Here is a 13,167-nt window from a genome sequence, read left to right on the forward strand (position 1 = left end):
CAGAGGGGGCAACTGGAAGACCTCGCCCTGGACGAGGACCGCGTGACGGTCACTCGCCTCTTCGAACTCATGCATCAGGTCGTCCACGAACTCTCCCCCGGCTTCCAGATGATCGTCAGCGACCACGCGGACCTGCCTCACGGCTGGTACCAAGAGTCCGTCCGCTACAACTGGCGCAACGGCGAAAAGCTCATCCCGACCACCTGGCTCGACGACAACCCCGCCCCGTGTGCATGAGTTCGACGATGGCCACAGACTGCCTCCGCGCCGATGGGATCGTCGACAAAGTCGCCGTCGGCGATCTCGTTGCCCTTATGCGGACTTCGTGAGCAGCACCCCTCACGACTCGTAGGCTCCGGACTCGTCCCTGAACACGACGGCGAAGTGGGCGTCTCCGGCGGTTTGCGAGCTGTGCGGGGTCTGCTCGCGGGTGGTGGTGGTTAGGTTCGTGTCATGCGATCTGGGAATGTCGTCGACCTGCGGGTGGAGCCGGTCGAACAAGCGTTGGATCTGGTCGAGCACGGCTTGCGGGTGCGGCTGGACCGGGGGTCGGTTGTGCGCAAGCGGCGGTCGGTGGGGGCGGCCACGGATCGGGGGACGTGGGTGCGGATCGAGCGCCGTGCCCTGGAGCGGATCGATGGTCAGGGCTGGAACGGCGTCGAGAGTGCGGCCGTGTTGACGGGGATCGCGAAGCCGGAGTGGTTCGCGGGCATGTCGTGGCGCGAGACCGGCGCCGACGCCATGTGGCGTGTCGACGAGACCGAGCTGGTCACCGAGACCCCGGTGAAGCCCGGCGGCCGACTGGTGGTGGACCCCGACCTGTCGCGGGCGTGGTGGGCGACGCTCAACACCTCGTTGGACGCGTTGGCCGCGCAGGACACCACCCGTGTGGCGACACCGGACACGGTCACCATCACCGCGGACGGGGTGGCGCGGGCGATCCGCGAGACGTTCGGTGACCGGATCGACCCGGCCTTGGACGAGTGGGTGCCCGCGCATGCCGACTTGAACTGGGCGAACCTGACCGGCCCCCGGTGTTGGATCCTCGACTGGGAGGACTGGGGCCTCGCGCCCCGCGGGTTGGACGCCGCGACGCTGTGGGGCAACTCCCTCGCTCTGCCCGCTCTGGCCGAGCACGTGCGCGCGGAGCGGCGCGCCGACCTGGAGTCGCGGTCGGGGCGGTTGATGGCGCTGTTCTTCTGCGCGAAGGTCGTGGGTCGTCACGCGGACCCCGCCGACCCGCTCCTGGAGCCGGCGCGACGCGAAAGCGCGAAGTTGGTAGAGGAGCTTCAGACGGCCCGCTGACGGGCGGCGCGTTCGCCCAGCAGGGCCCGGTAGCGGGCGACTTTGCCCGTGTCGATCTCGTGGTTGAGGGCTTGGACGAGTTCACTCAGGTGTTCGGGGTCGTCGGAGCCGACGGCGACGGTGTCCACGCGGGGCAGGTGGTGGGCCACTCGCAGCGCCGCCTGGACGCGGGACGCCTTCTCGGGGGCGGCGAGGAAGATGCGGGGGTCGACGCCGCCCCACACGGGGTCGGTCATACTGCCGCCGAACGGGCTCATGCCCCGAACCGATGCGGGGGTCAGGTCCCAGCGGGCGGCGAGGGTGTCTGCGGCGTCCAGCACCTGGACCCCGGCGAGCAGTCCCGCCCGGACCATCAGCGCACGCGGCACCGGCATGTCCGCGCTCGAGGCTGCGGGCAGGGCTCGCGGGTCCCACGAGGCGATTCCCCAGGTCCGGCACAGCCCGGCCGCGGCGGCTTCCTCGAGGACCAGGCATGCCGCGGTCAGGGACCGCCGGGCGTGTGGCGAGGCAAGGCGGGTGAGGGAGCGTTCGGGGTTGTGGAGGAACACCGTGTCCGGTGGCATGCCCAGGTCGCGGCAGGTCTGCTCGATCGCGCCCCGCAGCCGGTGGGGGTCGAGGGAATGTTCCGCGTGCCCCGACGTCGGGAAGAAGCCGACCTTGGTGGAGACGGTGAGGCGGGGCAGCAGGTCGCGGACGGTGTTCGCGAGGCGCGTGTGAGAGGTGAAATCGGCGTAGTTGTAGGCGGTGTCGATCGCGTCGATGCCCAGATCCAGCGCGGTTTGGATCAGGGGGCGTCGGTGACGAGATCGGTGTAGCCCGAGAACAATTCGGGGGTGAGCGTCGCGCACAGTCCCTCCCGGGTCAGGATCTCCGCCAGCCGTCGGGTGGGGTCGTCTGCGGGGGTGTCGCCGTCGAGACGGACGGGATGGCCGCTGAGGAGTCGGCGCGCGGCGGGCAGGGCTCGCGTGGTGAGGGTAAGACGTTTCCCGGCGGCGGTGATCTCGACCGTGTCGTCGACCACGGCGACGCGGGGCGGGAAGTCGGTGACGCACACCACCGCGCTCATCGGGGCGAAGATCTCCAGGAACGGGACGTGCCGGGCGGCCACCGCGTCCTGTTCGCGTTCCGCGAGGAAGTCCCCGGGGTCGCGCGCGTCGATCAGGCGCGCCGCCGCGGCGCGGAGCTCCGCCTGTTGGTGGTCGCGGTCGGCGGGCGCTCCCCAGCGGTCGAGGTCGTGGCGAAAGACCTCGTCCTCGCGAGACCGGTCCGCCAGCCAATCCAGCCAGTTCACACCGGTGCGTTGGGCGAACCCGAACGTCATGTGCGTGCTGTGTCCGGCGCCCCGGCCGGCGCGGGTGGCGCGGTGCCAGTGGCCGCGGGGGATGTGCATGACGTCGCCGGCGCGCATCGTCCCCGACCACACGCCGTCTCGTGCGGGTTCGTGGTTGCGTTCGGCGTCGCGGAACATCGGCGCGACCCGGGAGGCGCCGCGCACCTCCCACTCCTTCTCCCCCGCCAACTGCACCACCAGCACGTCGTGGTCGTCCCAGTGCAGATCGAACCCCGAGGCGTCGTTGGTGGTGACGTACACGTTGACCTGGACGCGTTCGCGCGACCACCACTGCATCGCTCGACACGCCACCTCCAACGTCGCGTCGAACACGTTCGCCCCGTCCAACACCAACGTCGCCCCGCCGTCCAGGAGATCACCCAGTCGCCGCATGTTCACCATGCGGATGCTCTGACCCCGCCGGTTCACGTCCTGGGAGAAGTACGCCTTCGGATGCAGTTCCTCGCCGTCGCGGAAACATCGGAACTGCGGGTTGTCCAGGCTGCGGCGCATGACCAGGTCCAGCAGCCTGTTCGGTGTCAGAAGGCGTTCCGGGAGGGAGGTGTCCTCCACGCGGCCGCGGCCGAAGTCCCGGCCGAGCCGGGCGGGGCCGTCCCAACCCAGGGCCTTCTCCACGGCGGTGACCAGGCGGTGCTCCACGACTCCTCCTCGGGGCGGGACGCGTCCAGGGACGAAGAAGGGCCGCGCGACGCACCACCGCGCGGCCCCGCGTGCGGGAACACCCCCACTATTCGGGGTGATTGAGGCCGTCACCGTCCGGCTGTGTGTCACCGGTGGCGTCCGGCGGCGGATCCGAACGGTCACTGTCGTTGCGGTCGTGGACACTCGCCAACGCCTCGACCGCGACCAGCAGATCGTCCTGGACATCCCGGGCGGCCGCCGGGTGGGGATCACTCATGCGGGTCACTCCCTCCGAAAACGGGCGGGCAACACCAAATGCGATGTGACGTGTCGTCAAGGCTCGAACACCATCAGCGAGCACCGACCTCGCCATACTCCGCTCTCACCCATCCGGGCACAAGACAACGACCGGACAACAACCGGCCCGAAACACCCCACGGACGGACGCTCCTCCGAACCGACCCCGATGACCGACCGGCCGCCCGTCACACCAACCCGACGACGACCCGGCATCTCCAGACGCGTGCCGCGAAGACATCGGCTACGACGGCGCAGCGGCAGGGGCGAGCGGTCGGGCGGCCGCAGCGCGGCAAGGGCGCGTGGGAGACCGCGGTCACGGCTGCGGTGGCCTGTCGGGAACCGTCCGGGAGTCTCGACGTACGATGCGGACACGTCGAAACCGTCACGGCGGCGGAAGACGGAAGGCGGCCCAGCGGCAGTCGACGGCGCGGCGAAGGAAGGTGACGGCGGGGCGGCGCTCCCGGTCTTGTTCCTCAGACCGGGGGCCGCATCGGTATGGGTCGTCGGCTATGTCGCGCAGGGGATGGCGATGTTCGTGTCCTTCCGTCCGCAGGTTCGACATGCTCGCGGGGGGGAGCCGACACCTCGAAGGTCGAATACAGTGCCTCGGGTGACGGCGTCTTCTTCGTCGACATCGATCGCTCAGGTGGCCGCGTCCACTGTGCACTCCTCGATCCATCGCGCGATCACGCTGAACGTCGCCAGATACTCGAGTGCCTGCTGTTCCTCCCAACCAACGGCTTCCTCGTGGGCGGCGAGGTTTCGTATCGCGAGGTATGCGCCGGCGGTGGTGAACTTTGCGCCTTCCTGACGGGCCTTCCACGTGGGGGTGCTGCGGTCGCCGGGGAACCTCAACCTGGGCTTCCCGGGTGCCGGTTCCTTGGTGTCGAAGCTCTGTAGGCACAGGTCGGTCTCGCCGATGTCGTGGCGGTCCAGCTTCTTCTGCAGGCGGCGGTTGATCGTGCGCGCGGCTGCCAGGACGGCGTCCTGGTGTGCGTCGGCCGCCCACAGCGGGGCCGCGGACTCCCAGACCCATGAGTGCAGCGAGTCGGCGGTGAGCGAGGGAGACGTCGGGCGAAGGAAAGCGGTGATCTCGTCCTGGGAGCGCGCGCGTCCCAGGGCCTGGATCGCCGCGTGCCGTGCCACCACCCAGTTCTCGCGTGGGTTTCCCGGTGGCTCGTAGTCGCCGAGGGTGGGTACGTAGGCATTCTCGATCAACCGCGCGCACCTCCTGAAGCTCCAGTTCGTCCGATGCCTCAGGCCATTGGTATGGGCCGCTTCGATCGATCTCTTCCAGGTGGGCGTCGATGCCGCCCACGAATTGGGTCAGTTTCTCGACGGCGTAGGCGTGGTCCACGTTCGAAGCGTAGGGGCGGCTCGACACGGAAGTGGCTGGTTTCGGCGGAGCGCCCAGTCGAGCAACCATGCCGTGGCCGGACGTCGTCGATCCACTGCTGCGACAAAACTCGGGGAAATGCCCGACGTGACCGCACGATCGGCGGGATGACCAGCGTTTCATCGGTGGCGGGCCGGGTCGGCCTGCAGGCGATCGTCGCTGCCGGTTCGGGGTCCGCCGGCGACGGATGGGAGCGGGTGCTCGTGCGGCGCAGGGAGTATCTCGGGCAGTTTCCCGTGCACGTGGCGGTGTTGCCTTCGCGTGTGGTGTACCTGGTCGCGGAGGGGAGCGCGGAGGGGTTTCGTCGCGCGGTGCGCGAGGCGTGCACGCGGTGGGGCGGGATCACCGAGCCGATCGTGGAGGTCGGGGTCGAGGGCGGGCTCTCGAACGATGTCCGGAACGTGATCGAGGCGGCGGACGTGCAGGCTGCGGCCAACGTGAATGTCGAGGCCGGGCGGGCCGCGTCGGTCGCCCGGCTGGTGGGGCTTCCTCTGGTTCCGATTGCCGGTATCGACGACGAGGACTTCGGTCTGGCTCCGTGCAGTTGGGGCGCCGTGTTCGCCGACGCAGGGGGTGTCGGTTTGGTCGTGGCCGAGGAGCATGCCCCGTTGTGGCAGGTCGCGGTCGCGGGTGACCTCGACGACGAGGTCCTCGAGCAGGCCCGGTCTCTGTGTGCGGTGCGCAGGCCCATGACCGACGCGGAGATCGGCCCCGCCCAGCTCCACGGGGCGACCCTGCTGGAACGCACCACGAAGCAGTTCCGCGAACACGGCGCGGAAGTCACCGCGCTCGCAGGCGGTCCGATCACCCTCGTCGTCGCCGACCCGGACGACACCCGGTCCTGCGCGTGGTTCTGGAATCTGCGGGCTCTGCGCTCCCGGATCCTGGCGCACTCGCACGTGTTCCTGTTGCCCCGCGCCGGTGTCGAACACTGGGTCGGGTTCGCCGAGCAGCTGGTGGGTTTCGCGCGGGCGTCTGCTGGACGTTCTTCGGAGGTGGCCGTGGTCGGTCCCGGCATCCCCCACGAGGAGTTGCACGCCTTCGCCCAGTCCCTGGGGCTGACGCCCAAGGACGCGCCGGAACCACCCAGCGGGTTCACGCAGCCCGGTGGACCGGTCACGTTCGCTCTCGACCGGGATCCCCGCGCTTGGCTGTTGCACACGCGATCGTGGGGTTTGACGACGGAGGTCGACGCCCACTTCTACGCCGGAGGCACGACGATCGAGATCCCCTCACCGGTGGTGTTCGACAGCACACTGTTGGGTTCCGTGCTTGTGCGCCTGCGCAGTTCGGCGTTCGAGGGGCTGCCGCAGCGCCCCGGTGTCGCCGACATGATCAGTTTGGGCGCCCGCTGGCATCGGGGGCGGATCGAGGTGGCCCGAATCGGCACGAGTAGCTTCTCACTCCCGTTGACGGTGCCCGAGCCGGTCGAAGCCGCTCGCCGCCTGCTGGGCGACGCGACCGAGGAGTGGGGACTGTCCGACAAGGGGCGCATCGCCGAGGGCGTGGTCGCTCGGCAGGATCCAGGTGTCCTGCTGCAACCGGGTGTCTACGAGGCGATCATCGCGCTCTACACCAAGCGTTCCAAAGAGTTGCTCAAAGAACTCAAACGAGCCCGCAGGAACGACAGCGACGACGCCGCGCTCATCGAACTGGCCCAGGCGTGGGGCGGACGCGTCCGCAGGACGCACCGCTCGGTCGCCGAACTCAAATCCGACCAAGGACTGCGCGAACACCGCGAAGAGGTGCCCGAGGTCCTGGAGTTGTTGTGTTCGGTGGGGTGGGCCGAACGCGGGCTCGAGTCACGATGCGGCGACTGCGGGCACAACACGTTCGTCCCCTTGACGGAAACGCACGGTCCCCCGTCCTGCCCCGGTTGCGGCGGCCCGGCGCGATACTCCCGGGGTAACTGGGCCTGGGCAGAACGACCTGAACGACGCTGGGAGATGTAGTCCATCCAGGCGGGCGAACCACGACAGTGGCAGGGGGACCGCCGCTGCGCAGCGGCGGGTGGACACTGTGTTCCCGTGGGCGCGGGTCCGTCGTCGAGTTCCCGTTCGCATGCGGTGATCCGTTGGTCGATCCTGCGGTCACTTGCGGCGATCCGCGCCAGCCGGTGGCGCAGCAGGCGTTCGTGGTGGTGTCGGTGCGGCCGGTGGCGGTGTCTGGGGTTCCGTGCGCCGAAATCGTTATCGCTGCTCCCCTCGAGCACGGATTGCACGGGTCTGAAGGCGGGCGCGGGTCAGTTCGTCGATGGTCGGTACACCGCACACGACACCGCGCTCGTCGGCGTACACCTCGTCCGTCAGGGCGACCCACGCGGTGCGCGGATGGGGGACCACGTCCGTGATCGGTGTGTGCCGATCGCGGCCCAGGTCCAGGAGCAGCGGTGTGCCGAGTTCGCTGACGTGCCATTCCCAGGCGCGGTAGGTGGTGCTCAGGTCGGTGCGTGGGTCGGCGATCAACGCGTGGAGGAGGCAGTCGAGGGTGCGGTAGTGGTGCGCGACGGTGTCGGCGAGGGCTTTGCCGATGTGGTGTCCGCGCTGTTCGGGGGTGACCGCGACGGCGCGGAGCATGGCGATGTGTCGGCTGATCGTGCCGGGGAACCGTCGTGCGCCGCCGCCTTGTGCGAGGGCGGCTCCGATGATGGTGTTCATGGCGTCGACGGCCACCCACCCGGCCCAGTGCGGGCGTTCGTGGGAGGGCTGTGCGTACAGGTCGACGATTTCCGGGGTGGCCAGTACGGCCGACTGGAGAACCTCGGCCACTTCGGCCTTGTCGGTGGCGGTGTCGGTCAGCGGGCGGATGCGCCATTGCCGAGGCTCTTCGGCGTGATCGGTGTCGAGGTTCGATGTGGGTGCCATGCCCGTCAGTGTGGGAGTCGGCGCCGACACGCGGGTCGCGGAGTGTTCCTCAAGGGCGTCCACGAACTGCGGCCCGGTGATTCCCGAACGGATCACAGTCCGAAAGGCGAGGGTGGGGCGCCTGACCGACGGCGCCGGTCGGCGCTGCCCGCTCGGGTCGTTCGTCCGGCGGGAGATACGGCGATCGACGGTGGGGCGGAGGTCATGCCGGGGCGAGGAACGTAGCCGATTCGCGGGGCGGTCCCGGGTTCGTTCGTCTTCTCGTGGGGCGGCACGCGTGCGGTCGTGTGTGCGGCGAGGGCCGTGTCCCGGGGCACGGGCGCGGATCGCCGGGGTGCGGGGGCGGGTGGTTTAGGGCGTGTCCTGCGGATCATCTGATCGTTGTACTAATCGTGGATGGTCGGGGTGATTTGACGGATGAGGAGTGGGAGTGGCTGCGGCCGCTCCTGCCCGAGGTGGGCCGTCGGGGCGGTCGGTGGCGTGACCACCGGCAGGTGATCGACGGTGTGCTGTTCCGGATTCGGACGGGGACGCAGTGGCGTGACCTGCCGGAGCGGTTCGGGCCGTGGAAGACGGTGCACGAGCGGCATCGCCGCTGGTCCGCGGACGGCACGTGGGAGCGGTTGCTGCGGGCGATCCAGACGAAGGCCGATGCGGCGGGCGGCATCGACTGGGACGTCTCGGTCGACTCCTCGACCGTGCGCGCGCACCCCCACGCGGCGGGCGCGCGGGTCGCCCCGCCGCCGCTCCCGGCCCAAAAGGGGGCCCGGAATCGGACCGAGCGGGACGCGACGGTGCTGCGGGGCCTGGCCGACCGCCTGGCGGAGGTGGTGCGGAAGGCGAGCAACTCGGCCGGTCCCGAGGCGGGTTCACCACCAAGGTCCATCTGTGCGCCGACGGGAGATGCCGTCTGCTGTCCCTCGTCCCGACACCCGGCCATTGGGGCGACAGTCCGCAGTTCGAGGCCGTGTTGGAAGGTGTTCGGGTACCGCGGGTCGGGCCGGGCAGACCCCGCACCCGACCCGACAGCGTCAGCGCCGACAAGGCCTACAGTTCCCGCGACAACCGCCGCCACCTGCGGCGACGCAAGATCCGACACACCATCCCCGAACCCGACGACCAAATCGCCAACCGTCGAAGGCGCGGCTCCGCCGGAGGACGACCCACCGGATTCGACGAGGAACGCTACAAGAAACGCAACGTCGTCGAGCGCGCCATCGGCCGCCTGAAACAGTTCCGCGGTGTTGCGACCCGGTACGACAAACGCGGCTACGTCTTCCATGGCACCGTCATATTCGCGGCCCTGATCATCTGGCTCCGCACATGATCCGCAGGACAGAACCTAACCCACTCGGATCATCGGCTTCCGTTCTGCATGGATCCGGCCTCTACGATGCGGCTCGTGTCGCCCCCCACGCGGCACGACGGTGCGCGTGTGGGTCACTCGTGGCCGCGGGCCGTCGGCCGGTTGTGCCGTCCGGGAGAGTCCCGACGGCGGCGTGGGGTGAAGCGACGCGGGGCGCCCGCACGGCGGGCACGACACCCGCCGGCGGGAGCCTGCGGGGAAAGGGAGGCCCGTGATGGACGAGGGCTCCGGCGGTTCGGGGAGGATGACGCCCCCGGTGGTGACCGTCCGGGCGGAGGCTTCGGCCCGTGAGGTGGACATCGCCTCCCGCTATTGGACGTGGGTCTCCTACGGCCTCGGGGAGACGACGCGTTGGGCCGAGACCGTGTCGGGGATCGCACCGGACGCGCGCATGATCGCGCTGACGTCGGCGGAAGCCGTGGTCCCCGGGCATGCGTGCGCGCGATGCGGCGGGCCGCTGACGTTGTCCTCGCGCGCGGCCTTCGAGCGGGTGTACCGCCTCGGGCGGCGGGGCAGCGAGAGTTGCGTCGACTGCGACACGGACGCCCGGATCGAGTTGGACAGGTTCAACGATCCCGTGCGGCAGGCGCGGCAGGAAGCGAGCCGCGAGGCCGCGCAGGCCCGGGCGGACACCCAGGCCCGGTGCGACGCGGCGCGGCGGGCGTGGGAGAGCGCCCGCCGGGACCTCCTCACCCGCAAGTACGCCGACGCCGCCGTGCCCGACGCGATTCCCGAGGCGGGTGTGCGGGAGGAGACGGTGACGTTGGCGCTGCTGCGGTACGCGCCCGACGCCGGCCTGATCGCCCCGCTGTCGACGTGGCCCGTGTCCCTGTCCGCCGCCGCGGACGAGCAGGCGGACCTCATCGCCTCGACCGTGCACGCCGGCCTGCTGGCGATCCACACCACGTCGAGCGTCGACGCGTTCGTGTGGGAACCGGCCTCGTTCGACAAGGCGCTGCGTGCCGCCGAGGGCGTCTACGAGGAGGTGCAACCGGCCGAGCTGACGGGGAGTTACTACACGGCCAGGGCCACGCACTACAGCCCGCACGGGTCCCATCCGATCTCGGCCTCGACCGCCCTGGACGCGCACCTGACGAAACGGCTCGACCCCACCGGTATGACGGCCGGGCGCCGGAAGGAGTTGATCACCCTGGTCGTGGAGGTGATGGCCGACGAGGTGCTGCGCTACTTCGCCGAGCAGTTGACCCGACGGAACCTGCCCCCGGTACCCGAGAACCATCGGGTGCGGCTGCGGGACGCCGCCCGGCGCGGAGCGTCGGTGCGGCCGATGGCCGACCTGATGATGCTCGCCTGGCGGGCGGTCCAGAAGGGCGCCGTCGCGGCCCAGACGCACCCCCGCGCCCCGAAGCCGAATATGACCGTCCACGCGGTCAATCAGCTCGAATCCGATGTGCAGAAGGCCACCGCGGACCCGAAACACCACGTCAAACCGGCCTCGTGGCACCTCGAACTCGCCCCGCTCACACGGACGCTGCTGCTGGCCGTCCTGGACGTGGATCCGTACACCGTCCGCGTGCCCGACCTCGTCGCCTCCCTGCCGCCGCCGATCGTCCTGCCGACGCAACGCGACGGCGACGCCGACCACGAGGACGAGGACGAGGACGAGGACGAGGACGAGGACGAGGACGAGGACGAGGACGAGGACGAGGACGAGGAAAGGACGTGCGAACTCGACGGGGATCGGGCGTTCACCTGGCTGAGCGCCAACATGGACGCCTGGGACGGGGAGGACTTCCGCGAACTGCTCGAACGCCACGTCGAGATGCACGCGGAAGCCGTCCAGTGCGACTGCGGCACGAGCGGGCACGCACTCCTGGCCGGGTTCGGGCGCGACCTCCTCAAGTTGTTCCACGACCTGTCCCCCGTCGTCGGCGGCAAATCGGCAGGCCTGGCGGTCGCCGCCGCCGCCCGTCGCCTCCCGGTCGACGACGACGTCGTCGAGGACTTCACCATGGGAGTGATCCCCGGCGCGAGCCTCTACTACGGCCACGTCCTGCACTTCGACAAGCCCGAACCGCCCCCGGCCCGGATCCCACCGTGGTGCGGGAGATGCGACGGCGACAGTTTCCCGGGCAACATCGGAGCCCGCTGGCGATCCGCCGCCGACGGCGGGTTCTACAAATGCCCCGAATGCCATCCCTACGCTCACATGTGGGGCGGAAAACCGATCGAACGCACGCCGTTTCGAACCTGAGACCGCCCTACGGAAACGCAAATCCACCCGTCCCCTCGCGTCACACTGCGGCGGGCACCCCAGCGCCGTTCCGGTGAACCGCCCGCCCGCACCGAGGCACCGATCGATGCAAGGGCGGGCGGGTCCCCGCGCGAGCCGCGCACTCGCCTCACGGCGTGTCGTGCGCGCCGCGCCCCGCGGGGGGACAGGAGCAGCGGTCTCCGGCTGCAACGGCACCGCGCGGCCGAAGCCGTTCTCGTCCGCGTGGACCGCACCGCGAGTGGGAAGGCCGGTCGGAACCCGACGTGGCGCTTCGCAGCAACCGGGTCCCGGCCAAGTCACCCTCCGAACAGGCCCATCACTCCTGCCGAACGATGCCGACCAACACGCCACCACACCGGTCACATGGCGCATCTCCCTAGAAGATGGGTTCGGGGGCGGGGCCGGGCCAGGTGTCGGGGTCGAGCATCTGCCACAGGGTGTGGGACAACCCGTCGACTCCGGTGTCGTCGACCTGCTTCATCCAGGGCGTGGGGGACAGCAATCGGTGGAGTTCGGGGGTGACGGTCTCCTCGATCAAGGCGCGTAGGGTGTCGGGAACGGGATCGTCAACCAGGCACAGCCATCCCAACGCGGCGCCGACCCTTACCTCCGGGGGGCGGGTCGGGTCCGACCACAGGGCGCAGGTCCAGACGGCGGTGTCGCCAGGGTCGTGTTCGTGGGCCAGTTGGGCAATCGTCAGGACCAAGTCCGCGCGCACACGGGCGTCCTCCTCGATGTCGAGGCGTGTGTGCAGGGCGGTGGAGATCTCCCGGGCCCGACCGGAGGCCGCGGCCAGGACGTACGCGGCCATCTCCCGCACCAGCGGGTCGGGGTCGTCGAGCAGAGCAATCAGGACGCCCGCGTCCGCGGCGACCGCGTCACGGGCGGCCCGGATCGCCCAGTTCTGCACGTAGCCGTCCGAGCCGTAACGCACGTCGTCGTCCGCGTACGCGACCCGCAGCAGACCGGCCCGGGTTCCGTCGTCCCAGAAGGTGCGGCGGGCCGCCGACGCACACAGCCGTAGGCCCGAGGGTCGATCGCGGGTGGACGGGTCGGCCGCGATCCGCAGCAGGAACGGCACCGCCAGCGCCCCCACCGGATAACGACACCCCTGATGGAACATGGCACCCCACAACTTTGATGCCGCCTCCCGCGCCGTGGCGGGATCCGCGGAGCGCATCCGCTCCAACTCGCCCGGCAGGTCGGGCTCACGGGTGAACCTCGCGAACGGCACCCGGGCGTAGCGGAATCCATCCCGAACGTCGAGCGGCATCTGCGCCACCACCACCCGCACATCCTGATCCGTCCCCGGAGCCCGCTCGAACCAATCCTCCTGCCACTCCCACTCGAAACCCTCACCATCCACCGGCACACACCCCTTCGAGAACCCATGCGACACCATCGACGGGCAGCCTGGCCCGAGGGGATCCGGGGACCCTACGGCAGCGTTCCGTCGGACCCGCTTGGCAACTCTATCGAGGCTTATCCAACGCTGGTGACGACGTTGGTCCTCAGGTAATAGATTCCGGTGATTCGGGGGCGCTTCAGCATAAACGTGAGCTTGGTTCCGATCGAGGACGGACCAACCTGCGCCCTTCACCAGACTATGGACTACTTCGATGCCTGGCTACTAAGAGCTCGTCTCATATGGAGAGCTGCGCGAGCTTCTTGTAGCAGGTCAGGGCTGCAGCCAGTCCGAGGAAGGCGGTGAAGTGGTCGCCCTTCCGC

The 13,167-nt window shown here is 69.8% G+C and carries 11 protein-coding genes; 5 read left to right on the top strand and 6 right to left on the bottom strand.

The genetic code is table 11. From position 1 onward, the window contains the following. Together ACWCPW_RS50655 and ACWCPW_RS50660 are read left to right on the top strand one after the other, a co-directional pair. On the top strand, window positions 1-237 hold a 237-nt coding region (locus ACWCPW_RS50655; protein WP_449768445.1), incomplete at its 5' end, for a DUF3732 domain-containing protein. Window positions 238-453: 216 nt separating this feature from the next. After that, on the top strand, window positions 454-1,305 hold the full coding sequence (locus ACWCPW_RS50660; protein WP_449768446.1) for a hypothetical protein: 852 nt from the start codon (window positions 454-456) through the stop codon (window positions 1,303-1,305). Here the strand turns inward: ACWCPW_RS50660 and ACWCPW_RS50665 are convergent. From ACWCPW_RS50665 to ACWCPW_RS50680, 4 genes are all read right to left on the bottom strand, one after another. Then, window positions 1,290-2,153 (bottom strand): aldo/keto reductase, encoded by an 864-nt coding sequence (locus tag ACWCPW_RS50665; protein WP_449768447.1) that lies wholly within the window; start codon window positions 2,151-2,153, stop codon window positions 1,290-1,292. The two genes, ACWCPW_RS50660 and ACWCPW_RS50665, sit on opposite strands and share 16 nt — an antisense overlap. Continuing rightward, a complete protein-coding gene (locus ACWCPW_RS50670; protein ID WP_449768448.1) occupies window positions 2,090-3,295 on the bottom strand; it encodes a JmjC domain-containing protein in 1,206 nt (401 codons plus the stop codon). The genes ACWCPW_RS50665 and ACWCPW_RS50670 overlap by 64 nt, the downstream gene beginning before the upstream one ends. 88 nt (window positions 3,296-3,383) lie before the next feature. After that, window positions 3,384-3,554: a hypothetical protein gene (locus ACWCPW_RS50675; RefSeq protein WP_449768449.1), complete on the bottom strand. Its 171-nt coding sequence runs from the start codon at window positions 3,552-3,554 to the stop codon at window positions 3,384-3,386. 665 nt (window positions 3,555-4,219) lie between these two features. Further along, a complete protein-coding gene (locus ACWCPW_RS50680) occupies window positions 4,220-4,795 on the bottom strand; it encodes a TIGR02391 family protein (protein ID WP_449768450.1) in 576 nt (191 codons plus the stop codon). A 285-nt stretch (window positions 4,796-5,080) separates the two neighbouring features. Here ACWCPW_RS50680 and ACWCPW_RS50685 point away from each other — a divergent pair, with 285 nt between their 5' ends. Further along, the gene (locus tag ACWCPW_RS50685; RefSeq protein WP_449768451.1) at window positions 5,081-6,925 is read left to right on the top strand and encodes a hypothetical protein; all 1,845 of its coding nucleotides are present in this window, start codon (window positions 5,081-5,083) and stop codon (window positions 6,923-6,925) included. A gap of 237 nt (window positions 6,926-7,162) precedes the next feature. Here ACWCPW_RS50685 and ACWCPW_RS50690 read toward each other — a convergent pair whose 3' ends face one another. Beyond that, window positions 7,163-7,837 carry a GNAT family N-acetyltransferase gene (locus tag ACWCPW_RS50690; RefSeq protein ID WP_449768452.1) on the bottom strand — a complete coding sequence of 225 codons (675 nt, stop codon included), beginning with the start codon at window positions 7,835-7,837 and terminating at the stop codon, window positions 7,163-7,165. A gap of 392 nt (window positions 7,838-8,229) precedes the next feature. Between ACWCPW_RS50690 and ACWCPW_RS50695 the strand changes: the two genes are divergently transcribed. Then, window positions 8,230-9,164, top strand: a protein-coding gene (locus ACWCPW_RS50695) for an IS5 family transposase (protein ID WP_449768453.1) whose coding sequence is annotated in 2 segments (ribosomal slippage) — window positions 8,230-8,568 and window positions 8,571-9,164 — 933 coding nt in all. Because the reading frame shifts where the segments join, the coding sequence is not laid out codon by codon here. Between the two features lie 253 nt (window positions 9,165-9,417). Then, complete coding sequence (locus ACWCPW_RS50700) at window positions 9,418-11,418, top strand: hypothetical protein (protein ID WP_449768454.1); 2,001 nt, start codon at window positions 9,418-9,420, stop codon at window positions 11,416-11,418. A gap of 397 nt (window positions 11,419-11,815) precedes the next feature. Here the strand turns inward: ACWCPW_RS50700 and ACWCPW_RS50705 are convergent, their stop codons facing one another. Further along, on the bottom strand, window positions 11,816-12,805 hold the full coding sequence (locus ACWCPW_RS50705) for a hypothetical protein (RefSeq protein ID WP_449768455.1): 990 nt from the start codon (window positions 12,803-12,805) through the stop codon (window positions 11,816-11,818). Between the last annotated feature and the right edge of the window lie 362 nt (window positions 12,806-13,167).

This window comes from Embleya sp. NPDC001921 (assembly GCF_053594475.1).

What these genes read in the sequence shown, in the direction of transcription:
- ACWCPW_RS50660 (WP_449768446.1), top strand. Translation starts at nt 454, where the DNA reads ATGCGATCTGGGAATGTCGTCGACCTGCGGGTGGAGCCGGTCGAACAA.
- ACWCPW_RS50675 (WP_449768449.1), bottom strand. Translation starts at nt 3,554, where the DNA reads ATGAGTGATCCCCACCCGGCGGCCGCCCGGGATGTCCAGGACGATCTG.
- ACWCPW_RS50685 (WP_449768451.1), top strand. Translation starts at nt 5,081, where the DNA reads ATGACCAGCGTTTCATCGGTGGCGGGCCGGGTCGGCCTGCAGGCGATC.
- ACWCPW_RS50690 (WP_449768452.1), bottom strand. Translation starts at nt 7,837, where the DNA reads ATGGCACCCACATCGAACCTCGACACCGATCACGCCGAAGAGCCTCGG.
- ACWCPW_RS50700 (WP_449768454.1), top strand. Translation starts at nt 9,418, where the DNA reads ATGGACGAGGGCTCCGGCGGTTCGGGGAGGATGACGCCCCCGGTGGTG.